Source organism: Roseovarius azorensis (assembly GCF_900109455.1).
Classification (GTDB): Bacteria; Pseudomonadota; Alphaproteobacteria; order Rhodobacterales; family Rhodobacteraceae; genus Roseovarius; species Roseovarius azorensis.
Window position 1 is genome coordinate 46,933 of the sequence record NZ_FOAG01000006.1, and the last position, 26,701, is coordinate 73,633.

Genomic DNA, 26,701 nt, shown 5'->3' on the forward strand with positions numbered 1-26,701 from the left:
AAGTCTGATCGGCGAATGATGACCCCACCGGACGGCAGAAGGCCGCAGATCAGGAGGCAAAGAATTGCAGCAGATCATTCACCTCTGGCAGGCCATGGACACCCGCCGCCGGATCATCGTGTCGGGCGCCGTGGCTGTCATGTTCTGGGCTGTGCTCGCACTTGCCCGGATGGCATCAGAGCCGGGCATGACCCTGCTCTACGCCGGTCTCGAAAGCGGCGCAGCCGGAGAAGTTGTCGCCGCGCTGGAGCAGCATGGCGTTGCCTATGATGTACGCGGTGGGGCGATCTTTGTCGACGCGGTGCGACGTGACGAACTGCGCATGACGCTGGCTGGCGAGGGACTGCCAAGCGCTTCGGTCAAGGGCTATGAACTGCTCGACGGGCTATCCGGGTTCGGCACGACCTCACAGATGTTTAGCGCCGCCTACTGGCGCGCGAAGGAGGGTGAACTGACACGCACGATCGTCTCGCACCCCGCCATCAGCGCCGCCCGCGTCCATATCTCGTCAAGCGGATCGAATCCGTTTCAGCGCGACATACGGCCATCCGCCTCGGTTTCGATCACCGCATCGCGGGGTGCCATCTCTGCCAAACACGCGCGCGCCCTGCAGTTTCTGGTGGCCTCCGCCGTCGCGGGACTGACACCCGAGGAAGTGTCGGTCATTGACGCTGAAGGCGGTCTTGTCGGCGCGACCGAAGAGACCCCGGCAAATACCGCCGAGGACCGGGCAGAGGTGCTGCGCCATCGGGCCGAGCGACTGCTGGCGGCGCGGGTCGGCCCCGGCAATGCGGTGGTCGAAGTGGCCGTTGACACGATCACACAGACCGAATCGATTCGCGAACGGCATTTTGACCCCGAGGGCCGCGTGGCCATCAGCACGGATACCGAGGAACGCACCAACACTGCCTCCGACGAGGCGGGCGGCGATGTCACCGTCGCCTCCAACCTGCCTGACGGCGATGCGGCCCAGGGTGGCGCCTCTGCGAGCGAGACCAGCGAGACCCGCGAGCGCATCAATTACGAAGTGTCGGCCACCGAGCGCGAGATTACCCATGTGCCAGGCGCCATCAAGCGTCTGAGCGTGGCGGTGCTGGTCAACGGAACAACGACAACCGACGCCACCGGCGCCAGCGTCTTTGAGCCGCGCCCCGAAGAAGAGCTTGCGGCCCTGCGGGATCTGGTCGCATCGGCGGTCGGCTTCGATGAGGCGCGCGGGGATGTCATCACCATGAGAACCATGCAGTTCGAGAGACTGGAACCCGAGGGCACGCTGGCGGAGAGCGGCCTGCTCGACCGGTTGGCGCTTGACGTGATGTCTCTGATCCAGGCTGGCGTGCTGGCTGCCGTGGCGCTCATCCTCGGCCTGTTTGTCATCCGTCCGCTGTTCGCACGCCCGATCACACCGCCACCGGCACAGATCGTGGCGCCTGCGAGGCCGATTGCCCGGACCGACCCGGTCGCGGCATCGCCCGCGCTGACCGGCGAGATTGATGAGGGTGATTTCGATGAAACTGGCCTTTCGGTGATTGCCGAAGACAGGACAGCGCGCAAACCCGAACGCGAATTCGCAGCGCTCGAACGCAGCACCGAAGACCCGGTTGCACGGCTGCGCAACATGATCGGTCAGCGGCAGGAAGAAACCGTGGAAATCCTGCGCAGCTGGCTTGAAGGCGAAGAGGAAAAGGTGTGATGTCGATTTCCCATCTGCTCGACGATTTCGGAAGCTATGCGCTCGGCACTCCGATGGCCCTCACCGATGTCGCGCTCGAGGAAAAGCGGCTCGAGGCCTTTGAGCAGGGGTATCAGGCCGGGTGGGATGATGCGGTGAAATCCCAGACCGAGCAGGCCCGCCGGATCACGGCGGATCTTGCGCAGAACCTCCAGGATCTGCATTTCACCTATGAAGAGGCCTTTGCCGCGATCATGACAGCGCTGCGGCCGTTGTTTGACCAGATGACGGCCTCGGTTCTGCCCCGGCTGAGCAAGGCGACACTCACACCGCGCCTGGTCGAAATCCTGCATGACCTGGCAGGCACGCATGGTCGCCAGCCGATTCAGCTGGTCGCAGCGCCCGCTGACATTGCGACGCTCGAGACGGTTTTGGCGGATCTGACTGGTCTGACAGTTGATCTGGTCGTGGACGACAGGCTGGCCGATGGACAGATCCACCTGCGTTTTGGCGAAGCCGAGCACGAGATCGACATGCAGGACGTGTTGCGCAGGATCGACGCCGCGATTTCCGGATTTTTTGAACAGAACAGGAGGGTTTCCGCATGACCGACAAGATGCCAGGTCAAACCAACACTGCAGCAGGCGACCTCTCCAATCCGTTCTCTGCGGTGCCGATCGAGATCACGGTTTCGGTGGGAAAGGCACGTCCATTGGTCCGCGATCTGCTGAAACTGGGCAGGGATGCGGTTCTGCCGCTGGACCGGCGGGTCGATGACGCGGTCGAGCTCTATGTCGGCGAGCGGCTGATCGCGCGCGGCCAGCTTGAGGAACTCGAAGGTGACCAGAAAGGCCAGCTTGCCGTCCGCCTGACCGAAGTGGCGAATCTGCAAGACGGTCTGGAATGAACCGCAGAACCGTTCTGGCGGTCCTGGCGTTGGCCTCGGGGTGCCTCGCCGTCTCCCCGGCACTGGCGCAGGAGATATCCGTTTCGTTCGGAGAGGGCGGTTCGGTGTCGGCGCGCGCGCTTCAACTCATCGCGCTTGTCACGGTGCTCAGCCTCGCACCGGGTCTCGCGATCATGGTCACGTGCTTTCCCTTTATCGTGACGGTGTTGTCCATCCTGCGTCAGGGGATCGGGCTGCAACAGTCTCCGCCCAACATGCTGATCGTCAGCCTGGCGCTCTTTCTCACCTATTTCGTGATGGAGCCGGTCTTTGCCCAGGCCTGGACCGAGGGGATCGACCCGCTGCTGCAAGAGCGATTGCCGTTCGATCAGGCGATGGCGCGCGCACTTGCACCCTTTCGGGTATTCATGGCGGGGCGGGTTGATGGCGATACATTCGCCGCGATGGCGGCGCTTCGTCCTGACGCGGCGACGATCGGGCCCGGACCGGATGCACCGCTTTCAGTATTGCTCCCGAGCTTCATGTTGTCCGAGATCGCCCGTGCGTTTCAGATCGGGTTTCTGATCTTTCTGCCGTTTCTCATCATTGATCTCGTTGTTGCGGCGATCCTGATGTCGATGGGCATGATGATGGTGCCCCCCGCCATTGTGTCATTGCCGTTCAAGCTGGCCTTCTTCGTGATTGCCGATGGCTGGACGCTGATCGCCGACAGCCTGGTGCGCAGCTACATGTGATCTCAAGCCACAGGACGGGTCAGCGCACTTGCGCCCGGAGAGCGATCTCCGGGTCGGACGGAAATACCACGCCGAAGGATCCCGGGCGGTATCGCGTCACAGGGCCGTCCGTCCTCTGACGCCCGTGGCGTCGGGGCGCTTCGCGATGCGTCCCGAGATGTGCAACATTGTTTGCCGCCCTCTGAAACGCCATGGATCGGTTCCTGCACAAGATCGGCGACGGCGCGTCGTCGCCCGGTACTTTCCGGCTCAGCGCACCACGAATTCCGCGTGCAGCGCCCCCGCGGCCTTGATGCTCTTGAGGATGTCGATCATATCGCGCGGCGCAACGCCAAGCGCATTGAGGCCGGCAACCACCTCTGACAGTGAGGTGCCCGACGGAACCTCGGCCAGGCCAATCCCCGGCTCTTCCTCGATCTCGGCATTCGTGCGTGGAACGACCACGGTTTCGCCGCGCGCAAATGGGTTGGGTTGTACGGCAAGCGGTGTTTCCTGGATCCGCAGTGTGAGGTTGCCCTGCGATACGGCCACGCGCGATATGCGCACATCCTGTCCCATGACGATCGTGCCCGACCGTTGATCGACCACCACCCGCGCCTTGCGCTCGGGTTCGACCAGCAGGTTCTCGATCTGGCCAAGGGCATGCGCGGGCGAGGCGGCACGCATGCGCGAAATGTTCAGCCGCACGGTCCCGGAATCGAGCATGATGGCCGCGCCGCCGCCGACGGCGCTGTTGATCGCGCGCTCGATCCGCGATGCGGTGGTGAAATCCGGCTCGCGCAGCGCGAGGCGCAGGGTTTCGAGCGTCGCCAGCTCAAAATCGGTTTCACGCTCGATCCGGGCGCCCGAAGGGATGGTGCCGGCCGTGGGAACCCCCTGAACCACGCCGCCCGCATCGCCCACGGCGGCCACCCCGCCGGCAATGATCGTGCCCTGCGCAACAGCGTAAATCTGACCGTCTGCGGCGTTGAGCGGGGTCATGATCAGCGTGCCGCCCAACAGGCTCTTGGCATCGCCTATGGCGGAAACGGTCACGTCGATCTGGCCGCCCGCGCGCGCGAAGGGCGGCAGTTCGGCGGTCACGAACACGGCCGCCACATTCTTTGGCCGAAACTGTTCGCCGGATACATTTATGCCGAGGCGCTCAAGAATGTTCGACATGATTTCTTCGGTGAAGGGCGCATTACGCAGACCGTCGCCGGTGCCGTTCAGCCCCACGACCAGACCATAGCCGACCAGATCATTCCCGCGCACGCCGTCGAATTCGACCAGATCCTTGATCCGGATCGGATTGGCGGAGGCGAATGTCGATATCAGGCCAAGGTTGAGGCCAAGCCAGAAACAGGCAAGAATTCGTTGCACCCTCATGACAGGAAATTCACAAGGCTGAGGCGCGCGGCGCGCGCGGTCAGTGTATAGAGCGTCTCAAGCTGGAACTGCACCTGTTGCAGGTTTCCGGCGGTTTCAAAGGCATCAGCCGACACAAGATCGTTGCGGGCTGTCTGCAGTGATGTGATCTCGGCAGAGATACGGCTGGCGGATTGCTCAATCCGAGCCTCGGCAAAGCCCAGATTGGCGCGCAGCGCTGTCATCCCGGGCTGTTGCGCCAGCAGCGCGGTGCCCGCGCCGAACACCAGGTTCCGCCGATCCGCCTCGGACAAAAGCACCCCCGGATCGTCGGACAGAGCGGCCAGCGCCACCTGCTTCATCTGGCCGCGCAGCACCGGATCGTCGCCGCGGATGGTCAGGGCGACCGACTCTCCGGCGCCCAGTTCGTAGGGCGAGAGATCCGTCGTGCCCCCCCGGTAAATCGTGGTCTCGAAATCGCCACCGGGCGTGTCGAAAAAGACGTCGAGCGCGGCGCGCACGGCGTCGGGACTATCCGCCCCCTGGACCGCGAGGCGAAGATCGTCCAACAGGGTGCCGAGCGGCGCGAGCGGCACGCGATCCGTCTGCGTGCCGGAGAACAATGTCCGCCCGGCCACGCTGCTGTTGAGCGCGCCGATCATCGAGCCCAGGATGCTGCGCGCCTCTGCCGCCAGGGTATCCACCCGCACGCCACCGGCTGCGGATCCGACGGTGATCGCATTCCCTGCGAGGCTCACCGACAGGGTCTGAACCTGCCCGAGTGCGGTCTGCATCGTGCGGGTGTCAACCGCCGCCTCCCGGGCGGCGGTTCGATGGCTGCTCAGGATCACAAAGTCATGCTCGATCTGCGAAAACCGCAACAGGTTGCCTGCAAGGTGGCGGCTGAGGTCGGCGGCCCGGCCGCTCGACAACTCGCGGGTCAGCAGATCCATTTGCTGTTTGAGTGTAGTGCCCTGGCGGCGCAGCGCGAAGGTCTGCGCCATGTCACCGAATGTCTGAAGGTTCATGGTCAGATCCTCAGCAGGTTTTGCATCATGTCGTTGATCGTCTGGATCATGCGGGCATTCGCGCCAAAGGCCTGCTCGATCACCATCAGGCGCTGTAATTCGGCATCGCTGTCCACCCCGCGGGCCAGTTCCATGCTGCGCAGCTCATTGGTCCGGCTGGTTTCGAATCCGAGCGTCTGATCTTCGGCCAGCCGGGCTTGGGCAATGATTGAGACGAATGTCGCCATGTGTCCGGAGAACCCGCGGGCCGCGTCGCCCAGTGTACCGGAGGCCATGCTGTCCGGTGCCGAGAGCGTGCCGGTCAGCGCCATCAGAAAGGCCGCATTGCCCACGGCCCCCGGGATTGTCGCCCCCAGCCCGTCGCGCAACCGGAAGAGAGCGCCGCTCTGGCCGGGATCGACGACAGCGTTCAGGGTAATCCGGCCAGCCAGCCCGATCTCGTTCGCCGGATCGAGGAAGGCCCCGGCATCCGTAAAGAGACCCGGCACGCCTGCGGCAAGGCTCGGATCCAGGTCGGGCTGCTGAAATCGCTCGATCAGATCCCGCGCCAGTGCATCGAGATTCGTCTGCGCCCCTGTCGCCATGACGTCCCGGATGTCAAAGAGCGCGGCCAGCAGCCCCCCGGCGAGCGATCCCTTGCGATTGTTCATGTCGAGGCTTTGGCCGTTCAGGCGGATCGTCGATAGCAGACCGTTATCCGCAGTCATATGGGGGGCGATCACCGGGGATGCGTCAAACTCGAGCCGGATTGCGCGCCCGTCCAGCAAAAGAGCGCCGCCGGTGGTGACGAGCGCCACGGCACCGTCGGCGCGTGGCAATTGCCTTAGCGGCACAAACTGCGACAGCCCGTCGATCACCAACTGACGCTGATCTTCCAGCGAAGCCGTCGCATGGCCGTTGATCAGTGCCGTCGTTATCTGCTTGTTGAGCGTGCTGACATTCTCGAGTCCCCGGTTGATGCTGTCCACGGCGCGCGCGATATCGCCATCGGCCTGCCCGCGCAGTGTCGCGATCTGTGCGGATGCGGCATTCAGTCCGGCAGCCAGACCGGATGCCGCCTGAACGACCGCCTGCAGGCGATTGGCTTCTTCGGGTCGGGTTGTCGCGGTCACAAGGCCGGCCTCGAAGCTGGCGAGCCGCGCCGCCAGGGATCCGGCGATGTCCGGCGTGCCGACCGCGCGTTCAAGCGCGACGGCGAATCCGGCACGGCTTTCTGCTGCGGCGAGACCGCTTTCCGCCAGCCGTCGGTCCGCCAGCAGGCCCGCATCGACCTGCCGGGTTATGCCCTGCACCGACACGCCCCCGCCGTCGCGCCGGGCAATGAGCGTCAGGTCGCGCGGCACATAGCCGCCGGTCAGAACGTTCGCGAGATTGCCGGATACGACATCGGCCATGCGGGATGCGGCGGTCAGCCCGCTCAGCGCGTTTGACAGCGCTCCTGATATGGTCATGGCAGTTCCTTTCTTCTATCGGGCGGGATGCTGGTGTCAGCGCTTGATGTTGGTGGTTTCCTGCAACATCTCGTCGACGGTCTGGATCACCTTGGCGTTCGAGGAAAAGGCCCGCTGGGTCTGGATCATGTCGGTCAGTTCGCCTGCCACATCGGTCGCCGACTCCTCGCGGGCAAAGGCCGCCACGCTGCCTGTGGGTCCATCTCCGGCATTCCACAGGAAGAACGGGCCACTATCGGTCGACGGGCGGTAGGTCTGCCGGTCCATGGCCACCAGCCCGTTGGGATTGGGCAGATCAACAAGCGGAACCTGATAGATGATCCGCGTGACCCCCGTGTCGAACAGGGCCCTGACAAATCCGTTCTCGTCCACCTGCGCCGACACCATGTTGCCAACGGCAGAGCCATCCTTGGTGATCGAGAGCGGTGCGAAGCTGCTGGACAGTTGAGTGAGGCCTTCTGACGTTCCCGGTCGTCCGAGGCCGATTTCGATCGGGCCGCCGGCGACGTTGATGATCACCCGCCCGGTCGTGGCGTCATAGGTGCCACCCGTCATCGTGGTGACCGACAACAGATTTCCCCCGGTTGCCCGCCCATCGTCAAAATCGATCTCGTATTCCCCGATCACCGTCCCGCCCTGTGCCGAGTCCAGAAACTCTATCGTCCAGGTGTTCGACGACCCGGTCGCCGGCACGGTGGGGGTGAAATTCATCTGGATGGTTTCGGATCTGCCGAGGTTGTCGAAATATTCCACGAACAGGGATTGCGGATCGCCGCTCGACCCGGCGTCGGTTTCGGTCGCGGGAAGGTTCACGCCGAGGCTGATCGAGGTTGTCGGTTCGCCCGTCAACTGGCTGACATTGATCTGGACCGGCTTGAGATCAGTGATGGTATCGCGCGGAAATGCCGGGACCGTGCCGTCGGGTCCGGCGGGCCAGCCCAGCAGCACCAGGCCGGATTCGGTGACCAACCGCCCGGCGGCATCGGTGCGGAACGAACCGGTCGTTGTCAGCAGCATCTGCGGAGTGTTTTTTCCGGCGGTCACTTCGCTGGATAGCGCCACCGGAAGAAATCCGCGGCCGCGCACCGCGAGATCGGTGGGGTTCGATGTGCTGACCAGAGAACCGCCCTGGTCGATCAGGCGCTGGGTGGTGGCGCGGACCCCGCCGGCGGAATAGGTGCCGCCATTGGACGCCAGCACCATGGATTGAAAATCGGTCTCGACCCGGCGATAGCCAAAGGTGGAAGAGTTCGCGATGTTGTCGGAAATCGCCGCCATACGGCTGGCATTCGCGCTCAAGCCCGCCACACTGGCATTGAGAGAGGATGAAATCGTCATGGACACGCCTTTCTGCTGCATCGATCAAAATCGAGGACCAGCCATAGGCGCGTAACTTTAACAGGCGGCTAACAGATAAAATCCGTTCTATTTCACCTCGCGATCAGACCTCAGCAGAATCACCTCCAGCCGGTTGTTGCGCAGCGCCATCGGATCTTGCGTTGCGGGGCTGCGGTCAGCGTGGCCGGTGACGCGTCGCATCCGGCTGCGGGTCACGCCAACGGTCTCGAGCAGGAGGCGCATCTGGTTCGCGCGGGATGTCGACAGGTCCCAGACCGGATTGCGGGCCAGTGTGATGGGTCTCGCACGGGTATGTCCGGCCACCGCCATGCGGTTTTCGACAAGCCCCGAGACAGAGGCGATCAGCGCCGCGATCTCTTGCAGCAGGGGGGTCGCCTCTGCCGTGCCGGCAGTGAAAAGCCGGGCACCATCCAGATCGAATATCTCGATCACCAGCCCCTCATCGGTCACGCGGGTCACGATATGGCGCAGGATCTCGTCGGCGACCATGCTCTCGCCACGGAGCGCCCTCAGGGCATTTTCGATAGCCTCAAAACCGTCGGCATCAGCGGGTGCAAGGGGGGCTGGTGTGTCATCGGTCGTCATGCTGACCTTGCCGCGCGCCTGCCGGTGCTCGGTGGTGTCGATATCCGAGGCTCCGATACCATTCTGCGGCAGGACATCTTCGGAAAACATGCTGTCGCCGCCGAATGCGCCATCGCCGCCGCCAGAGATCCGGCTGATCGGCAGGCTTGGGCTGAAATAATCGGCAATGCCCTTGCGTTGCTGTTCGGTCGTCGCACCCATGAGCCACATCAGCAGGAAAAACGCCATCATCGCGGTTACAAAATCGGCATACGCCACCTTCCAGGCACCGCCATGATGCCCGCCGCCGCCCACGACCTTTTTCCGTTTGATGATGACCGGCGCGGCATTGCTGCGCGCATCCATTCTCACCACCTTCACTCTCACCCGCGTCAAGGGTTAGCATGAAAGATGTTACCCGGATGTTAACGCCTAGAGTTTTAAGGATTTATCCGGCTCATATCTGCGACGGGAGCCAGAGTACGATTGCCGGAAACGAGACCAGCAGGGCGATCGTGATCGCATCGGCGATAAAGAATGGCATGACCCCCTTGAACACGTCCTGTACGCTGAGATCCTCGCGCACACCGGCCACGACAAAACAGTTGAGACCAATGGGCGGTGTAATCAGGCAGAACTCAGCCATCTTTACAACAAGTATGCCGAACCACACCGCGCAGAGCGGCCCGCTCATGCCAAAGGTGCTGTCGGCGGCGCTGACATCGATTCCGCCATTGAGAGCCATGACCGCCGGGTAGACCACCGGTAGTGTCAGCAGCAGCATGCCGATTGCATCCATGAACATGCCCAGCACCGCATAGGCCAACAGGATGCAAATCAGGATCAGCATCGGCGACATCGTCAGAGAGGTGATCCAGTCGGCAAAGGCGCCCGGAAGATCGGCAAAGCCGAGAAACCGGACATAGATCAGCACTCCCCAGATGATCGTAAAGATCATAACGCTCAGCTTGGCCGTCTCAAGCAGCGCATCCTTCAGTTCGGCCCAGCGCATGCCGCGCCAGAGCGCCATCAGGAACACCACGAAGGCGCCGATCGCCCCACCCTCTGTGGGGGTGCCCCAGGCATCGCCGCCAAAGGGGTTGTAGACAAAGAATATGATGGTCACGACAACAAAGACGATGGGCAGCGCAGGGGGCAGCGACACGAACCGCTCGCGCCAGCTGAACCCGCCCACCGGCGGGCCAAAGCCCTTGATCGTCATCGCCATGCCGACGATGAGCAACGCGTAGACGATGGCCGAAAATACCCCCGGCACGAATCCCGCAAGCAAGAGCTTGCCGACATCCTGCTCGACGATGATCGCATAGATCACCAAGAGCGCCGAGGGCGGGATCAGGCTTGCCAGGGTGCCCGCCGCCGCCACGACCCCCGCGGCAAAACGCTTGTCATAGCCGATCGCCAGCATCTCGGGGATCGCGATCCGGGCAAAGACCGCAGCCGTGGCCACGCTTGCGCCCGAGACGGCGGCGAATCCCGCCGTGGCAAAGACGGTGGACACGGCCAACCCGCCCGGCACCCAGGCGATCCAGCGTTTTGCCGCCTCGAACAACGCCTGTGTCAGACCGGCATAATAGGCGAGATAGCCAATCAGGATGAAGGTCGGGATCAGGCTCAGCGCCTGCGAACTGACCTTGGAATGTGGCACCTGACCCGCGGTCTTGACCGCCACGGTCAGCGCCCAGAGGAATTCGTCGCCCGCATAGCCTTTTCTGGACCAGAATATCCAGATCAGCCCGATCATCCCGGCCAGCGCGGCGGCAAAGGCCACCCGCATTCCCAGTATGACCACAACCAGCATCAGGCCGGTGACGACCATTCCAATCTGGATAGGTTCCATCAGCCCCGCCCTTCAGTCATCGTGACCACTGAGATGCGCGGCTTCGCGCGCGGCTTGTGTCGCCACATCTTCGATCAGGGGCACGGCCACCGGGTTCTCTGCGCCGCTGACAATCGCGCGGCCATAGGCCCAGAGTTGCAGCATCAGCCGCAGCGACAGCACCGAAAAGGCAATCGGCGCGAGGATCTTGGCGGGCCAGATCGGCAGGCCGATGTCGATCGTGCTGTCGCGGCTCCAGAGCGGTGCTGCCCAGTCAAAGCTGCGGTCGAAATGCGCCCAACTGCCCCAGACCATCAGCAGCATCAGCACCAGAATGGCGATCGTGGTGAGAAATTCGACCAGCCACAGCACGCGCCCCCTGAGCAATCCCACCACGATATCCATGCGGATATGCCCACCATCGCGCTGCGCATAGGCCACCCCCATGAAGGCGATGAGCGGCATGATCTGCTCGATCCAGTCTACATAACCGGGCAGCGGCTGGCTGAAAAAATTGCGACCTCCGACCGAGAATACCGCAAGCACCATCAGCGAAAAAACAGCGAGCCCGCTCAAAAGGGCCAAGAGCCGCTCCAGCCGGTAAAGGCTGCGGTCGAGATGGCTCAGAAGGCTGTCATCAGACAATACCGAAGCTGCACCCGCCATGGGTATCCCCCTGCGATTTCAGGATGAAATGGCCCGCCGCCGCGAATGCGCGACGGGCCAGGACGGGCTCAGGAGCCGCCTTTGATCTCGCCCAGCTTGCCAGTTACGAAATCATAGAGTTCCTGCGCGGGCAGGCCGCGCGCGGTGTTGGATTCGATCCAGCTTGCGGCGGCAGGACCGGCGGCGATGTCCTTGAACGCCTTGAGCGAATCCTCGTCAAAGCTGATCACTTCGATGCCGCGTTCCTCCAGCGCCGGGCCCCAGGCCTTCATGGTCTCGTTCTGGTAGTAGTCGATGTAATGCGTGAGCGCCTCGTCGATCGAGCCCAGCAGCGCCTCGCGCTCGGCATCGGACAGCGCATTGAGAGCGTCGGTATTGGCCACCACCGGACAGTTCACCGTGCCGGGGTTGAGGTTGCCGGTCCACCAGCTTGCGCTCTCGATCGTGCCAAAGGACATATGCGCGTGCGGCGCAAAGCTCACGGCCTTGACCACGCCGCTGTCCATCGCCTGACGCACCTCGGTGGCGGACATGGATGTGGGCACCGCGCCGACGGCTTTCATCGCATCGCCGATCCCGCCAAGGGCGCGCACGCTCATCCCGCTGAACTCCTCGGGGGTGGTGGGCGCATCGCCGGAGCCGACGAAATTGTATTGCGGCATCGGCGAGGGCATCAGAAGCGTTGCGTTCCAGCGCCCGAGATCGGCCTGAACCGCCGGGTGATCATAGAGCGCCAGCGACAGCGCGGTTTCCTGCTCCAGCGTCTCGACACCGAGGAAGGGCAGCTCCAGCACTGTCAGCGACGGGTTCTTGTCGGCGTGATAGCCGGCACAGAACTGCGCCATCTCGAAGGCGCCGATCGAAATGCCGTCCAGGTTTTCCTTTTCGTTCGACAGACCGCCATAGCTGATGTTCAGGGTGAACTCGCCATTGGTCTTTTCGCTCACCAGTTCGGCAAGCTTCTCGACATGCTCGGTAAAGGCCCGGCGCTTGCCCCAGAGCGAGACGTTCCACTCGGTCGCCATCGCCTCGCCGGCAAAGGCAAGGCTCAACGCGGCCACGGCGGTATAGCTGAGGTATTTCTTCATGGTTTATCCTCCCGGTTGTTGCTTCATCTCATTGGGGCCACCTTGCGGGATATCGGACGACATGGCCACGCCAAAATCGCACACCCCCGACAGCGACCCTGCGGAATGCCGCAAGAACACTACAGCCACGCCTCTTTGTCCAGCCCCGGGTTGGTGGAGGTGGTTCAGATTTCGGTGTGTCGGCATCACGTCCCGCGCGCCTCGATGGTCGCGCCGCTGCTGTCCACGACCCGCGCCGCCCCGCCACCAAGGCGCAGCATGTGGCCGATTTTCATGTAATCGCCGGTCTCGGTCAGAAAGCGGTGGCCGGGCGTGGCAATCAGGTCTTCGCGGTCGCCAAAGGTGAGGCGGATGAATTCGGAGGTAGTGTTGCGGAAGAGCTTTGTGACGCGGCCGGGGACGGGGGTGCCGGTGGCGTCATGTGACAGCACAAATTCCTCAGCCGAAATTTCCTCGATCGGCTTTTGCCTGCCACCCCAGAGGGTGACGGGCGTGCCAGCGGAAAAACAATGATACGATTTCGGGATGAAAGCTCCGAGACCGAGATCGATAAACTTTCCGGGCAGCTCATGCAGCGCAAAGCTGGATGTCAGCGTTTCCAGAGCCTGATTCAATAGACCGGTGCGCACGACGTCTTCAGGACTCATGTCAGAATTCGTGCGTGCCAGATAGGCGGCCAACGTTGTCATTGCTGACGCAAAATCCTCGCCCTCCGGGTCAAAGAGCAGCTGATTGGGTGCGATCCCTTCGTCTTGCAGGAAACTTGCAATGCTGCTGACAATATCCTGTGCTGCTTCGGAATCGCTTCTGCCAAAGGCCATCTGACCTACGATGACCTGCGCGGCCTTCACATAGTCGGCAACGAATTCAGGGTCGGGTTCGAAGGGGTTGCCGTCGGTGAAGGGTAGACCGAATGAGTATATATTCTGTCCGTTCACCGACACAGAATATGTAAGACCGATAGCTCCATTAACCGCGAGCGAGCTGTTTGCTCCCAGGAAATGAAGTATTGAACCATCTCTCGATATTGAGAACCCAGTAGTTGCAAAACTACTACCTTGCACCCCGACAGATATTCCCCCAAACCCATCGGGATCACCCTCATAACCGAAGATGCCGGTGCCCAGCGTACCGAGACCTACGGATGCACCAACAGTGCCCCCGATGTAGTACGCTTCAACCAAATCACCATTCTGTGTATCTACACCTCGGAAGTACACGCCTTCCACACCAAATCCCAAAGGTTGACTACCACCAACCTCAACGTAAAATCCTACAATCCGATTTGAAACTAAATCGATTTTGCCATCTAGTGCTTCGAGCAAATCATTGGCAGAAAATTCTTCAAACTCTTCTGGTACTGAAACCATTTACTGCTCTCCTTCAAAAAAGAACACTCATTGAGACCGTAAACCAGACGGAAAGGAACGCAGCTTTAGCTAGGATTATGCCAGCAGTATCGTCAGTTGCCGGCTTCCCCAAGGCAAAACGGTAAACATAACCAAGCCACGTCCCGCCGCCATATTGCTTTTTCCACTTTGAAAAGCCAAAAAACCAAAACAAAGACAGCGGAGAAATCGCCACCAATAGTTTCAGAAAGGCAACGCAGAGTGCTGCAAACTCGCTTATCGAGATGGTCAACTACTTGCCCCCGCCAAGAACCTCTCCTTGACCCCCTCCGCCTCCGCAAAGGGCGACACCACGTCCACCACCACGAGGCTCGCCCCCGACCGCCAGTCCTCCAGCGCCAGCGGATCGCCCGCCTCGACCCTGGCCCTGACCGCGTCCGACACGCTGGCCCAGGTCAGGAAGGCGACGGGCTGATCATCCTTTGAATAGAGCTTGAACTGCCGCAGCAGGATCGGGGTGGCGACCAGCGCCTCGATCTCGCGGATCGGGCGGTCGCGATAGCGCTTGTCCATGGTCATCAGCCACACGGCATTGCCCATGGTCGAGCCAAAGGTCTGCGCATCCGGCAGTTCCGTTTTCGCAGCCGACTCTTTCGCCGCCATATCTCCCCCAGACCTTGCGCGCAGGTTTTTGCTACACGCAGAACGTGTTTCGGTCCACAGGAAATCGTGCACCATCATGCCCCGCGCGCCAGGCACGTTCCCAGCCTGGTCATGCCGGTCCGTCCAAGCTGTGCCAGCGTCAGGCTCACCTCCTCTGTCAGCACCTCCCACAGTTGGTGCAGGCCCCGCTCGCCCGCCGCCGCCATGGCAAAGAGCAGCGGTCGTCCGACAAAGACGAAATCCGCCCCCATCGCGTGTGCCTTGACGATATCCTCACCCGAGCGCAGCCCGGAATCGAAGAACAGCGGGAAGTCGGGGCCAAGGGCTGTGCGGATCTTCTCCAGCATCAGCACCGGCGGCGGCGCGCCGTCCAGCTGCCGCCCGCCATGACCCGAGACCTGGATGGCATCGACCCCCTCGTCGCGCAGCCGCAGCGCGTCGTCGGCATCCAGAACCCCCTTGATCACCAACTTGCCGGGCCAGGCGTCGCGCAGGCGGCGCATGTAGGACCAGTCCGCCACCGCGCGGCTTGCGGTGCGGTCAAATCCGCCATCGCGGAAATTCGCCATTTCGGGTCTGCCGTGCCAGAGCGTGCCAAACGACCAGCGCGGATGAAGGGCGAAATCGACGAACTGCCGCGGACCGATGCGGAACGGCATCCTGAACCCGTGCCGCAATTCACGCGGGCGGCGGCCCACCTCGGGCACGTCCAGCGTCACGACGAGGGTTTCATACCCCGCCACCCGCGCCCGTTCCACCAGCGCCATTGTGCCGCTACCATCGCCGCTGAAATAGAGCTGGAACCAGGCGTGCCCCTCAGCCGTCTCGATCATCTCTTCCAGCGGGGTAGAGGCCACGGTCGATACCCCCAGCGGCACCCGGTCCCGCGCCGCCAGCCGCGCCAGCATGAGATCGGCACCGGGCGTGCTGAGGTTGCACATGCCCATCGGCGTGATCCCGAAGGGCACACGGGCCGGATGCCCGAAAACCTCCAGCGACAGGTCGCGCAGCGCGACATTGCACAGCACGCGGGGTCTTAGCCGCAGGTCGCGCAGCGCGGCGCGGTTCAGCGCCTCGCCATGGCCTTCGCCCGCCGCGCCGTCGATATAGTCGAACACCATCCACGGCAGCCGCCGCCGCGCCAGCCGCCGGGCATCCTCGGCACAATGGATATTGTCCCAGCCGAACACCGCCCGCGCCTAGCGCAGCACATGCACGGCGCAGACGGCATGACGGACGACGCGCGCCGCCGTGGACCCCAGAAAGAAATCGCTCAGCCCCGGCTTGTGCGAGCCGACGACGATGCAGTCCGCTCCGATCCCTTCGGCGTAATCCGTGATCGCCCGACCGGAGTGGCCGCGCAGCATCACCGCCCTGATGTCGGGCTCGCCCGCCACCCGCTCGGCCAGAAGCGCCTGCGCACGTTTGTAGGCTCCTTCGATCACCTCTTCGCCCAGATAGGCCCGGACCGATCCCTGTACCGGCTCATAGGCATGCAGGGCGATGATCTCCCCTCCCTCGGTGCGCAGGGCGCGCGCGACCTGCAGGGCGGTCTGGCTGATACCGTGATCGAGTGCCAGCGCCACGATGATTTTGTGATACATCTCAAAGGCTCCGTTTCAGGGGACAAGAACGATCTTGGGGCTGCTCACGCGGCCGGCGCGTATATCGGCAAAGGCCGCTGCGCCGTCGTTCAGCGGTCGCTCCTCGATCCAGTCGAGCGCACCGAGACGCCCGTCGAACATGGCTTGCGCGCAGTCGCGGAAATCCTGACTCGTGTAGGTGTAGGTGCCGATGAATGTAATCTCCTGCAGCGTCATGCGCCGGATATCCAGCCCTCCGGCGGATTGCCCCAGGCCGATATGCACGATCACCCCGCCGGGCCGGGCATGGGCCGAGGCCTGCGCGCGCGTCGTCTCGAACCCCACCCCGTCCACGATGATGTCGAACCGCTCCGATGGGTCCAGCGCGTCGGGTGCGATGACCACCTGATCGCAGCGCAGGCTCAGATAGGCGCACCGCGTGGCATGCGGCTCGACCATGGTCACGTCACTGATCCCTTGCGCCGCAAGGCTGAGCGCCGCGCCAAGACCGATTGCCCCGCCGCCCAGCACCAGCGCCCGCTGCGGGCCGTTCCCCAGGATCGCGCGGCCTAGCCGCACCGCGTGCCAACCGCAGGCGATGGGTTCCGCCAGTGCCGCCTGATGCGTGGTCACATGGTCCGGCAGCGGCACCAGATTGCGCTCGGGCATCGCCAGCAGCCCGGCAAATGCCCCTTCGCGCGGCGGCATCGAAATGATCTGACGTGTGGCGCAGAGATTGTCGCGGCCCGACCGGCAGGCGGGGCAGGTGCCGCATGTGACCAGCGGATTGACCGTCACCCGCTGCCCCTTCATGGTCCCGCTCAGCACCACGCCTGCCGCCTCATGACCCAGAACCAGGGGGGCAGGGCGGCGTTCGTCATGGCCCAGCCAGGCGTGCATGTCCGATCCGCAGATGCCCACGCTCTCGACCCGGATCAGCGCCTCACCCTCGGCCGGCACCGGGTCCGCCATGTCGCGATACTCCAGCCCCTCGGGACCGATATACACAAGCGCCTTCATTTCGCGGTAAATCCTCCATCCAGCATCAGGATCTGCCCGGTCACGTAATCCGACGCCGCCGAGCAGAGAAACAGCAGCGGCCCGTCCATATCGCCGACCTCGCCATTGCGCCCGATGCAGGTCTGCGCCGCGTTGCGCGCCGCGCGTTCGGGATCATCAAAGACCGGCGCAGTCAGTTCGGTACGGATGAATCCGGGGGCCAGCGCGTTGACGTTGACGCCGTGGCGCGACCACGCCTCTGCCATCGCACGGGTCATCTGTGCCACGCCGCCCTTGCTCGCGCCATAGGCGATGCCGCCGGGAAAGGCGCGGAACGATTGCAGCGAGGCGAAATTGACGATCCGGCCCCAGCCCTTCGCGCGCATTGCAGGCACGAGGTGTTGGCTCAGGAAAAACGGCGCTGTCAGGTTCAGCGCCAGCGTCACGTCCCAGCCCTCGGGCGTTACCTCGTCCGCCGCCTGCCGCGTGTTGATGCCCGCCGCATGGACCACGATATCCGGCGCGCCGAACGGTTCCGCCGCGCGCCGCGCCAGGTCCGCCAGCCCGTCGCGATCCGCCAGATCATGCGCGATCACGGCAGCCTGCGCGCCCGCCTCGTCCTGCCAGCCCGCCAGCGCATCAGCGCGCCGCGCGACACCCACGACATATGCGCCCGCCTGCGCCAGCACAGTCGCCGCACGCCGTCCGAGGCCGGAACTGGCCCCGGTGACCAGCGCCACGCGCCCGGTGACGTCGAACAGTCCCCGTTCAGCCATTGGCGCTCAGATCGAATGTTTCGTCGGGGAAGTACTTGCGCAGCCGGATATCGGCGGTCCGCGCGTGCCCCTCCATCCCCTCAAGCCGGGCAATCCGGGCGGTGGCCTCGGCCACCGGCCTGGCACCCTCGCGGGTCGAGCGCTGCCAAGTGACGATTTTCATGTATTTATGCACGCTCAGGCCGCCGGTATAGCTTGCCGCGCCGCTTGTGGGCAGCACATGATTGGTGCCCGACGCCTTGTCGCCAAAGGCCACGGTCGTCTCTTCGCCCAGAAACAACGAGCCGTAACAACTGAGCCGCCCCAGCCACCAGTCCAGATCTGCGGCCTGCACCGTCAGATGCTCGGGCGCGTATTCGTCCGAGGTCGCCGCCATCTCATCGCGGTCGGCGCACAGGATCACCTCTGCGTAATCGCGCCAGGCGGCGGTGGCGTTCTCGCAGTTGACCTGCGGCAGGTCGGCGATGAGGTCCGGCACCAGGCGCATCACCTCCTCGGCGAGCGGACGGTGATCCGTCACCAGCCAGACGGGCGAGTTGTAGCCATGTTCGGCCTGCCCCACCAGATCGGTTGCCACCACCATCGGATCGGCGGTCCGGTCCGCCAGGATCAGGCTGTCCGTCGGCCCTGCAATCATGTCGATGCCCACCCGGCCAAACAGCATCCGCTTGGCCTCGGCGACGAACTGATTGCCGGGACCGACAAGGATATTGGCCCTCGGCAGGCCGAACAGACCAAAGGTCATCGCCGCGACGCCCTGCACGCCGCCCATCGCAAGAATCGTATCGGCGCCGCAGAGGTCGGCGGCATAGATGATCGCAGGCGCGATGCCCACGCCGGGACGCGGCGGCGAACAGGCAACGATATGTTGGCATCCGGCCACCTTGGCGGTGGTGACCGTCATGATGGCGCTGGCGATATGACTGTAGCGCCCGCCCGGCACGTAACAGCCCGCGCCTGTGACCGGAATGCTCTTTTGCCCGGCGATCAGCCCCGGCACCACCTCGATCTCGATGTCGCGCAGCGTCTGCTTCTGCGCCTCGGCAAAACGGCGCACGTTGTCATGCGAAAACCGGATGTCCTGCTTGAGTTTTTCCGGCACCTGCGCGGCTGCGGCGGCGATGTCATCGCGGGTCAGTATGACATTGCCGTCGTACTTGTCGAACCTGGCGGCATAGTCCAGCGCCGCCTTGTCGCCGCCTGCTTCGATAGCATCGAGTATGCTGCGCACCGTGGCCTTGACATCCGAGGCATCGGATTTCGAGGTGAGCGTTGCCTTCTTTAGATATTCGCGGGTCATATGTCTGTCCTATCTGTAGATGTCGGGCAGCATCGTGGTCGAAATCGCCGGGATATAGGCGATCAGCAGCACCACGATGAGCATGAAGAAAACGAACGGCACGGCGCGTGCCGCGATCCTGAGGATCGATTCCCCGGTAATGCCGGAGACAACAAAGAGGTTGAGCCCGAGCGGCGGGGTGATGAATCCCACGCCAAGCGCGGTGATCATCATCACGCAGAACTGGATTTCGTTCATCCCGATGTTGTCGGCCAGCGGTTTGAGAATCGGCGCGAGGATCACGATATTGGGCGTCGTTTCCATCACGCAGCCTGCGGCGATCAGAACCAGGATCATCAGCAGGATCAGCAACGCCGGCTCTTCGGTGATCCCCGTGACCGCGCCGACAAAGCCCTGCGGCACGCCCATGATCGCCAGCGCTTGCGCCAGAGGCAGCGAAAAGGCGATGATCGGCAGGATCACCCCGTTCACCTTGGCCGAACTGATCAGCATGGCCGGAAAATCCGCCAGACTAAGCGTGCCGAGGATGAACCCGAGAATGATCGTGACCACCACCGCGGTCGCGCCCGCCTCGGTCGGGGTCAGGTGACCCGAGAAGATCCCGTAGAAAATGACCCCCGGCACGATAAAGGCATACCAGCCCGAGCGCAGCGCCCGGCCAAGATTTGCGAAGTATTCCCCAGGGCCGATATTGCCGCCGCCCTCGTAACCATAGACACGATTGACCACGATATTGGTGATCAGGATCGACACCAGGATAAAGAGCCCCGGTATGACCGCCGCCATGAACAGGGTCGAGGCCGAAATCCCCAGCACCAGCCCGATGATGATATAGGCGATCGACGGCGGAATAAGGATGCCGGTGCAGGCCCCCGCCGCTACCAGCGCGCAGGCATAGGGGCGGGGATAGCCGCTTTCGACCAGCCGGTCGATGGTCATCCGCCCCACCGCTGCCGCGCCCGCCGCGTCAGAGCCGGATATGGCAGAGAACATCCCGCAAACCAGCACCGTCGCCGAACCGAATCCGCCGCGGGCGAACTGCGTCAACGCCTCCGCCACATCCAGAAACTTGCGGCTCAGCCCGGTGCGCACCAGCACGTCGCCGGTCAGGATGAACAGCGGCACGGCCGTAAGGGCGAATGCGTCGATCCCGTCGAACAGGCTCTCGCCCACCAGGCTCAGCGGCAGCGCCCCCGACCACAGCAGCATCAGAATGGCGCTTGCCCCGATGGCGGCCCAGATCGGCACCGCCAGCATAACCAGCATCACAAAGAGGATTACCGGACCGTAGAAATCCCAGCCCAGATCGACCGTTTGCGAAAATGTGTTCCACATGATCCCGCGCCCCTCAGTCGAACAGCTGATTGCCTTCGTGAACGGGGGTGCCCTCACGAAGCGCGCGCAGATCGCGCAGGAAAGACTGAGCCAGCCGGAGCAGCATCAGACCAAAGCCCACCGGCACCGCCAGCAGAAACCAGACCATCGACACGCGCAGACCCGCGCTGACCGAGCCGAATTTGGCCGAGACCAGAACCGTCTCCCATGACCAGTAGAGCGCGACCACTGCAACCGCAGCCATCACCAGATCGCCGAGGATATAGAGCGCTGCCTTGGTGCGCGGCCCGACGTAATGCATCACCACGTCGATCCGGATATGGGCGCGTTCACGCACCGCCGCCGCCGCCCCGATCCAGGCCAGATAGATAAAGGCGTAGCGCACGACCTCTTCGCCCCAGACCGAGGAATAGGCAAATATCTCGCGCCGGATCACCTCGATCGCCATTGTGGTGACAAGCATCATGTAAAAGATCAGAAGCGCCCAGCGCTCCAGATTTCGATCCAATGTCTTGAGCATGACAATCCTTCCGGGGCAGGTGGCATCGCGCAACCCGACCGCTCTTGTTCGCGTCAGAGGCGACCGGGCACGCGGGGCGCGCCCGGATCATGCGTGTGTCAGGCGTCGTGAACGTAGAATTTGCCCTTCGTGCCCGCCGCCTCGACAAGTTTGTCGAATGTTTCCATCGACCCCGCCAGTTCGGTCTTGAAGCTGTCCCATTCAGAGCGCTGGTATCCCACCGTTTCCTGCCACTCGGCCAGCTGATCGTCGCTCAGCGAATGGAATTCCACCCCTGACTTGCGCATCTCGGCCATGGCGAATGTGCGCGACGACGGCACCTTGGCGAGATTCTGGTGAAAACTCATCTCGGAGGCCCATTCGATCGCCTCCTTCACATCGCCCGGCAGGCTGTTGAACCATTCGAGGTTGCAGGCATAGGTCTGGCTGTCCGGCACCGCCTGGGTAAAGGTGACATGGCTGAGAATGTCCTTGAAGCCAAAGGCATAGAGTGCGCCAACCGCCGGGTCGAGCGCATCGGCCACACCTTGCTTGATCGCCGAGGCGGTCTCGCCCCATGCGACGGGCGTGGGATTTGCTCCGCCCATGCGGTAGAGTTGCTGCAGCATCTGCGAACCGGGCACCCGGAACTTGATGCCTTTCAGATCGGCGGGCGTCATGATCGGCCCGCCACCGCCCTTGCGCACGGCCATCACGCGCGGGTCGATGCAATAGTAGAACAGTGGCTTGAAGCCGCGCGCCTCGACGGCGGTGTTGACCTCCTGCTTCCAGATATCGGATGTCACGAGATTGACGAACCGCTGATTGGCCCCGCAGAAATAGGGCATGTTGATCAGGTCCACCGCCGACGCGAAGGGTGCGAAATTGGACAGCGAGAACTGTGCCGCATTCACCGTGCCGCCCTGCACCTTCTGCGCCAGAGCCGAGCCGACCCCCAACTGTCCGCCGGGCGCCAGTTTCACATAGATCTTGCCGTTCGAGGCGTTCTGCAGATTCTCTTTCACATCAAGCTGCATCAGCGGATAGCTGCGTGTCGTGCCGATGACGTATTCCGTGGCCACCGTCATCACATGATCCGCCGCTGCCTCGCGCTCGCGCTCCTCGTTGGCGGTCTGCGCGCTGGCATTGGACGACCACAGCGCGCCACCCGCCCCCGCCACAAGCGCAGCGGTGAAACTGCCTGTAGAGGCCAGTTTCATGAAATTGCGCCGCTCCTCCGACGCGAGGTCTTCAATTGCCTTTTCCATTGGGTCTCCTCCCTTGAGATATTATGTTTTTGCTTTATCGGTTGTGTTTCTTCGGGCCGCTTCGCTCTTCAGCGCCGCAACGACAAAGGTGATCACCGCCGCCAGAAGCAGCAGCATCTCGTTCACATCATTCAGAAACGCGGTGCCGGCAAAGGCACCCATCATTACATTCAGCCCGAAAGCCCCGAACAATACGGCTGCCAAAAGCAGGAACATCATTGCCTCCCTCTCGCCAGATTCGCCGACGATTCGAGATGAATGTAAGCGCTTACATAAATTCAGGCAAGCTGTTATATTGCTCTTGCAGACATCGTGACCTAAGCAGACCCACCCGCTGACCACTCTCAGACCGGACCCCGAGGATGAACCGACGCAACAAGGACGATGACCGACATCTGCCCACGTTGGCGGATGTCGCGGCGCGTGCGGGTGTGTCCACCGCAACCGTCTCGCGCTGTCTCAATTCGCCCGCGCAGGTGCAGCAGGCAACCCGCGACCGGGTGATGGCAGCGATAGCCGACCTTGGCTATTCACCCAATTTCGGCGCGCGGGCGCTGGCCGCGCGGCGGACCGGCACCATTGGCGCGATCATCCCGACGATGGAGAACGCGATCTTTGCCCGCGCGCTCCAGGCGTTTCAGGAAGAACTCCACCTCAACGGCATCACCCTGCTGGTCGCCTCTTCCTCCTACCGCCCCGAGATCGAAGAGGAACAGATCCGCACCCTTGTGGCGCGCGGCGCGGATGCGCTGCTGCTGATCGGCCATGACCGCGCCCCGGCGCTCTATGAATTCCTCGAAAGTCGCGGCGTGCCGCTGCTGATCACATGGGTGTTCGATCCGGCGCTGTCCCGCCCGTCGATCGGGTTCGACAACCGCCGGTCGATGGCCGCGCTCGCTGGCGAGGTGCTTGGACAGGGGCACCGCGAAATCGGCATCATCTCGGCCGAAGTCGAGGGCAATGACCGGGCCCGGGCGCGGGTCGAGGGCGTGCATGATGCCCTGCGCGTCCAGGGTCTCGATCCGGCCAGGGCACAGCTGATCGAGACCACCTACAGCTTTGAGAGCGGCGGCGCTGCGCTGGCTCGCATGATGGCGCATCCCACAAGACCCACCGCCGTGATCTGCGGCAACGACGTTCTGGCGGTCGGAGCGCTGCAGATGGCGCGCAAACTCGGGTTGCGCGTGCCGCAGGACATCTCGATCACGGGCTTTGACGATATCGAACTGGCCACGGTGGTCGAACCGCCCCTGACCACCGTCCATGTCCCCCATCGCGAGATGGGCCGCGCGGCGGCGCGGCGGCTGGTCGCGATGCTCGCGGGCGAGGGCCATGGCAACAGCGTCTGTCTTGAAACCCGGCTTTGCCTGCGGGATACGCTTGCCCCGCCCGCGCGCAACTCGTGACCGCCGCCCTCTGCCGGGGGTGATCCGGATTGCTGACAAACTCCTGGCAGTTTCCGGCTGTGGGCGTTGGAATGCTGCCGCCCGAGTTCTGTCCGCGCCCCCCTCGGACCCCGAGCCGTCCAGCGCCTCCCGCCGGGATTACTCGAACCCCGAGGTTTGGAACACGCCTCCGATGACATGTCATATATGACATGTCATCCGGGACAGGTCATACCCTTCGGCTGTTTCCGGCGGAGAGGTGGTGCGCCAGAAACCTGTCGCCTGAGTCCGTCTGCCCCTTCGCCCCTAACCACCCCTCGCCCCAGTCCATGCCTCCGTCCCGATCCGGCGGCGCTTCACTCAGGCCCGACATGTCTGTAGCCTGCCGCGAAAGAGCATGGAGGGACAGGATGTTTACCATAAACCCCGAGAGATTTCTGGCCGACCTGCACCGGTTGCGCCAGTTCGGCGTCGCAGGCGTGGGCAAGGGGGTCATTCGCCCGGCCTTCAGCGCCGCCGATATCGCGGCGCGCGACTGGCTGGCAGAACGCATGACCGAGGCGGGGCTTGCGCCGCATTTCGATCCGGTGGGCAATCTCTTCGGTATGGCCGAGGGGCAATCGCTGCTCGTCGGCTCCCACAGCGACAGCCAGCCCGAAGGCGGCTGGCTCGACGGTGCACTGGGCGTGATCGCCGGGCTGGAGATCGCCCGCGCGGCGCGGGATGCGGGTGCGCCGCGCGTGTCGGTCGTGTCCTTTCAGGACGAGGAGGGACGATTCGGCGTCACCACCGGCAGCGCGATCTGGTCGGGTGGCCTGTCGCTCGACGTGGCAGATCGGCAGACCGACCGCGATGGCGTGACCTTTGCCGACGCGCGCGCGGCGATGGCGCATATTGCGAAAGGTTTTGTCGATCCCGCCCGCTTCACCGGCTTTCTGGAGATGCATATCGAACAGGGTCCCTGGCTCGATCAGGCGGGTGAGGCGGTGGGTGTCGTGACCGATATCGTGGGCATCCGCGACATGCGCATCACGTTCGACGGCGAGCAGAACCACGCAGGCACCACGCCGATGCACCTGCGCCGCGACGCTTTTCAGGGGCTGGCGCGCTTCAACAGTCTGATCAATGAACGGTTCCGTAACGTGGTCACGCCACGGACGGTCTGGACCATCGGCCATGTGCGCCTGCATCCCGACGCCCATTCGATCGTGCCGGGACAGGCGGTGTTTTCGATGCAGTGGCGTGATGGCGATGGCGACCGCCTGCGCCGGATGGAACAGATCATCCGTGCCACGGCAGAGGAGGTGGCTGCGCAGATGGGCCTTGGCGTCGGCTTTGGCGACATGCTGGGGCTGGAGCCGGTGCCGATGGCCGCACGCCTGCGCGACGCGCTCTGCGAGAGCGCCGAAGAGATCGCGCCGGGTCGCTGGCGCAGGATGCAGTCGGGTGCGCTGCATGACGCGACGAACGTGTCGCGCCTGATGCCTGCCGCCATGCTGTTCGTGCCCTCGATCGACGGCATCAGCCACGCCTTTGCCGAAGACACCGGCGAGGACGATCTGGTGACCGGGTTAAGGGTTCTGGCCGGGGCGGCGGCGCGCGTGGTGCGCGTCTGAGCGAGCCCGCCGACCTGTCAGCCGAGCAGGATGATATCCGACTGCCCGGCCCCCCGCCGCAGGGCGTGAATATCGGCAAAGGCAGGGTCGTTGATCCAGGCCTCCGCCGCCGCGCGATCCGGGAACGACAGGATCGCCGCCATGTCGGGCAGGGTCGGTGCACCTTCGAGCGCAACCAGATCCCTGCTGGCTGAAACGACGCTACCGCCATGCGCGGCCAGCGCCTCTGCGGCTCTTGCGCGATAGGCTGCGAGCGATTCGGGATTGGCAATGGTCAGGGCGACATAGGCGTAGGTCATGAGGGCCTCCGTGTGTGGTGGGTGGCTTTGACGCTAGCCCGGTGCCGGTATTGCGAAAACAGGTGTATTTGCATATTGAACATGCAATAATGCATGCCATGACACTCGACTGGCAGGATCTCAAGATCATTCTCCACCTGGTTCGCGCCGGCACGCTGGCGCGGGCCGGAAATCTGCTGGGGATCAATTACACCACCGTCGCGCGACGCATCGCGCGCGCCGAAAAGGCCCTTGGCCAGCCGCTGTTCGAGCGGCGACCGGATGGTTACCGCCCGACCGAACTGGGGCTTCTCGCGGCGCGCCATGCCGAAGAGATGGAGACGCGCGAACATGCGCTGATGCGGCAACTCCAGGGGCGCGACGGCTCGCTCCGCGGCCCGCTGGTGATCACCGCGCCGCAGCTGCTCGTGCAGTTGCATCTGGTCCATGTGATCGACGCCTTTTGCACCGCGCATCCCGCGGTGGCGCTACAGGTCAACACCGCGCATGACCTCCTCGATCTGGGCCGACGCGATGCAGATCTGGCCGTGCGGATCAGCCACAGCCCCGGCGATGCGCTGACCGGCCTGCGTCTGACAGAACAGCACCGCGCCGCCTTCGCCAGCCCGGATCTGGCAGGGCGCATCATGGCCGACAGCGCCGTTCCGGTGCCGTGGATCGTGCATCAGGACGCGGTGGGTCTGCCCGCTTTGGCGCTGAAACAGCGATCGAACGGCTATGTCCGGATGCGGTTCGACGACATGCTGGCGATGATCGGTGCGGCGCAGGTCGGGCTGGGCGTGGTGCGCATGCCGGTCTTTGCCGGACGTGGCACGCCGGGGCTGGTGCAGGTGCCGGTGATGCCGCCGGAACCCTATGCCCCGATCTGGGTCGTTGCCCATGCCGATGTCTGGCCGGGCGCCAGGGTGCGCGCCTTCCGCGAGATGCTGGTCGGGTATTTCCGCCAGCACCGGGCGCTTTTCACCGCCTGAGCCGG

The 26,701-nt window shown here is 63.6% G+C and carries 28 protein-coding genes; 7 read left to right on the forward strand and 21 right to left on the reverse strand.

Going from position 1 to position 26,701, the window contains the following annotated elements; all coding sequences use genetic code 11:
* Positions 1-64: 64 nt before the first annotated feature.
* Genes fliF through fliP form a run of 4 tightly spaced genes read left to right on the forward strand, consistent with a single transcriptional unit; the run spans position 65 to position 3,313 of the window.
* Complete coding sequence (fliF, locus tag BSG08_RS10325) at positions 65-1,693, forward strand: flagellar basal-body MS-ring/collar protein FliF (RefSeq protein ID WP_093036189.1); 1,629 nt, start codon at positions 65-67, stop codon at positions 1,691-1,693.
* Positions 1,693-2,280: a FliH/SctL family protein gene (locus tag BSG08_RS10330; RefSeq protein WP_093036192.1), complete on the forward strand. Its 588-nt coding sequence runs from the start codon at positions 1,693-1,695 to the stop codon at positions 2,278-2,280. Before fliF ends, BSG08_RS10330 begins: the two co-directional genes overlap by 1 nt.
* On the forward strand, positions 2,277-2,579 hold the full coding sequence (locus BSG08_RS10335) for a FliM/FliN family flagellar motor switch protein (RefSeq protein ID WP_245770662.1): 303 nt from the start codon (positions 2,277-2,279) through the stop codon (positions 2,577-2,579). Before BSG08_RS10330 ends, BSG08_RS10335 begins: the two co-directional genes overlap by 4 nt.
* On the forward strand, positions 2,576-3,313 hold the full coding sequence (gene fliP, locus BSG08_RS10340; protein WP_093036195.1) for a flagellar type III secretion system pore protein FliP: 738 nt from the start codon (positions 2,576-2,578) through the stop codon (positions 3,311-3,313). The genes BSG08_RS10335 and fliP overlap by 4 nt, the downstream gene beginning before the upstream one ends.
* Before the next feature lie 249 nt (positions 3,314-3,562).
* On the opposite strand, the gene BSG08_RS10345 is transcribed toward fliP, so the two are convergent.
* The 20 genes from BSG08_RS10345 to BSG08_RS10440 form a co-directional block, all read right to left on the reverse strand.
* On the reverse strand, positions 3,563-4,681 hold the full coding sequence (locus BSG08_RS10345) for a flagellar basal body P-ring protein FlgI (RefSeq protein ID WP_245770663.1): 1,119 nt from the start codon (positions 4,679-4,681) through the stop codon (positions 3,563-3,565).
* The gene (locus BSG08_RS10350) at positions 4,678-5,688 is read right to left on the reverse strand and encodes a flagellin (RefSeq protein ID WP_093036198.1); all 1,011 of its coding nucleotides are present in this window, start codon (positions 5,686-5,688) and stop codon (positions 4,678-4,680) included. Before BSG08_RS10350 ends, BSG08_RS10345 begins: the two co-directional genes overlap by 4 nt.
* 2 nt (positions 5,689-5,690) lie before the next feature.
* Positions 5,691-7,139, reverse strand: coding sequence for a flagellar hook-associated protein FlgK (gene flgK, locus BSG08_RS10355; RefSeq protein WP_093036201.1), 1,449 nt, complete (start codon positions 7,137-7,139; stop codon positions 5,691-5,693).
* 36 nt (positions 7,140-7,175) lie between these two features.
* The gene (locus BSG08_RS10360; RefSeq protein ID WP_093036204.1) at positions 7,176-8,477 is read right to left on the reverse strand and encodes a flagellar hook protein FlgE; all 1,302 of its coding nucleotides are present in this window, start codon (positions 8,475-8,477) and stop codon (positions 7,176-7,178) included.
* 87 nt (positions 8,478-8,564) lie between these two features.
* Entirely contained in the window at positions 8,565-9,428 is an 864-nt protein-coding gene (locus tag BSG08_RS10365) for a flagellar motor protein MotB (protein WP_093036207.1), read from the reverse strand.
* Between the two features lie 91 nt (positions 9,429-9,519).
* The gene (locus BSG08_RS10370) at positions 9,520-10,920 is read right to left on the reverse strand and encodes a TRAP transporter large permease (RefSeq protein ID WP_093036210.1); all 1,401 of its coding nucleotides are present in this window, start codon (positions 10,918-10,920) and stop codon (positions 9,520-9,522) included.
* Between the two features lie 12 nt (positions 10,921-10,932).
* Complete coding sequence (locus BSG08_RS10375) at positions 10,933-11,565, reverse strand: TRAP transporter small permease subunit (protein ID WP_093036213.1); 633 nt, start codon at positions 11,563-11,565, stop codon at positions 10,933-10,935.
* Positions 11,566-11,633: 68 nt separating this feature from the next.
* The gene (gene dctP, locus BSG08_RS10380) at positions 11,634-12,653 is read right to left on the reverse strand and encodes a TRAP transporter substrate-binding protein DctP (protein ID WP_093036216.1); all 1,020 of its coding nucleotides are present in this window, start codon (positions 12,651-12,653) and stop codon (positions 11,634-11,636) included.
* A gap of 185 nt (positions 12,654-12,838) precedes the next feature.
* Entirely contained in the window at positions 12,839-14,023 is a 1,185-nt protein-coding gene (locus BSG08_RS19250) for a Hint domain-containing protein (RefSeq protein ID WP_139274557.1), read from the reverse strand.
* Between the two features lie 13 nt (positions 14,024-14,036).
* Complete coding sequence (locus BSG08_RS10390; RefSeq protein WP_093036222.1) at positions 14,037-14,294, reverse strand: hypothetical protein; 258 nt, start codon at positions 14,292-14,294, stop codon at positions 14,037-14,039.
* Complete coding sequence (locus BSG08_RS10395) at positions 14,291-14,665, reverse strand: toxin-activating lysine-acyltransferase (RefSeq protein WP_175544758.1); 375 nt, start codon at positions 14,663-14,665, stop codon at positions 14,291-14,293. The genes BSG08_RS10390 and BSG08_RS10395 overlap by 4 nt, the downstream gene beginning before the upstream one ends.
* 74 nt (positions 14,666-14,739) lie before the next feature.
* Positions 14,740-15,855, reverse strand: a complete 1,116-nt coding sequence (locus tag BSG08_RS10400) for an alpha-hydroxy acid oxidase (protein ID WP_245770664.1) — start codon at positions 15,853-15,855, stop codon at positions 14,740-14,742.
* 9 nt (positions 15,856-15,864) lie between these two features.
* Positions 15,865-16,269, reverse strand: coding sequence for a universal stress protein (locus BSG08_RS10405; protein ID WP_093036225.1), 405 nt, complete (start codon positions 16,267-16,269; stop codon positions 15,865-15,867).
* 15 nt (positions 16,270-16,284) lie between these two features.
* The gene (locus BSG08_RS10410) at positions 16,285-17,268 is read right to left on the reverse strand and encodes a zinc-dependent alcohol dehydrogenase (RefSeq protein ID WP_093036229.1); all 984 of its coding nucleotides are present in this window, start codon (positions 17,266-17,268) and stop codon (positions 16,285-16,287) included.
* Positions 17,265-18,023 carry an SDR family NAD(P)-dependent oxidoreductase gene (locus BSG08_RS10415; protein ID WP_093036232.1) on the reverse strand — a complete coding sequence of 253 codons (759 nt, stop codon included), beginning with the start codon at positions 18,021-18,023 and terminating at the stop codon, positions 17,265-17,267. Before BSG08_RS10415 ends, BSG08_RS10410 begins: the two co-directional genes overlap by 4 nt.
* Positions 18,016-19,323, reverse strand: a complete 1,308-nt coding sequence (hisD, locus tag BSG08_RS10420) for a histidinol dehydrogenase (RefSeq protein ID WP_093036235.1) — start codon at positions 19,321-19,323, stop codon at positions 18,016-18,018. The genes BSG08_RS10415 and hisD overlap by 8 nt, the downstream gene beginning before the upstream one ends.
* A gap of 9 nt (positions 19,324-19,332) precedes the next feature.
* Positions 19,333-20,661, reverse strand: a complete 1,329-nt coding sequence (locus tag BSG08_RS10425; protein ID WP_093036768.1) for a TRAP transporter large permease — start codon at positions 20,659-20,661, stop codon at positions 19,333-19,335.
* A gap of 10 nt (positions 20,662-20,671) precedes the next feature.
* On the reverse strand, positions 20,672-21,178 hold the full coding sequence (locus BSG08_RS10430; protein WP_093036238.1) for a TRAP transporter small permease: 507 nt from the start codon (positions 21,176-21,178) through the stop codon (positions 20,672-20,674).
* Positions 21,179-21,276: 98 nt separating this feature from the next.
* Positions 21,277-22,425, reverse strand: a complete 1,149-nt coding sequence (locus BSG08_RS10435; RefSeq protein ID WP_093036241.1) for a TRAP transporter substrate-binding protein — start codon at positions 22,423-22,425, stop codon at positions 21,277-21,279.
* A gap of 21 nt (positions 22,426-22,446) precedes the next feature.
* Positions 22,447-22,641: a hypothetical protein gene (locus BSG08_RS10440; protein ID WP_093036244.1), complete on the reverse strand. Its 195-nt coding sequence runs from the start codon at positions 22,639-22,641 to the stop codon at positions 22,447-22,449.
* A gap of 146 nt (positions 22,642-22,787) precedes the next feature.
* On the opposite strand from BSG08_RS10440, the gene BSG08_RS10445 reads away from it, so the two are divergent.
* Complete coding sequence (locus BSG08_RS10445; protein ID WP_093036247.1) at positions 22,788-23,831, forward strand: LacI family DNA-binding transcriptional regulator; 1,044 nt, start codon at positions 22,788-22,790, stop codon at positions 23,829-23,831.
* 389 nt (positions 23,832-24,220) lie between these two features.
* Positions 24,221-25,426: a Zn-dependent hydrolase gene (locus tag BSG08_RS10450; RefSeq protein WP_093036250.1), complete on the forward strand. Its 1,206-nt coding sequence runs from the start codon at positions 24,221-24,223 to the stop codon at positions 25,424-25,426.
* Positions 25,427-25,443: 17 nt separating this feature from the next.
* On the opposite strand, the gene BSG08_RS10455 is transcribed toward BSG08_RS10450, so the two are convergent.
* Positions 25,444-25,725, reverse strand: coding sequence for a DUF1330 domain-containing protein (locus BSG08_RS10455; protein WP_093036253.1), 282 nt, complete (start codon positions 25,723-25,725; stop codon positions 25,444-25,446).
* A 98-nt stretch (positions 25,726-25,823) separates the two neighbouring features.
* Between BSG08_RS10455 and BSG08_RS10460 the strand changes: the two genes are divergently transcribed.
* Positions 25,824-26,696 (forward strand): LysR family transcriptional regulator, encoded by an 873-nt coding sequence (locus tag BSG08_RS10460; RefSeq protein ID WP_093036771.1) that lies wholly within the window; start codon positions 25,824-25,826, stop codon positions 26,694-26,696.
* Positions 26,697-26,701: the final 5 nt, after the last annotated feature.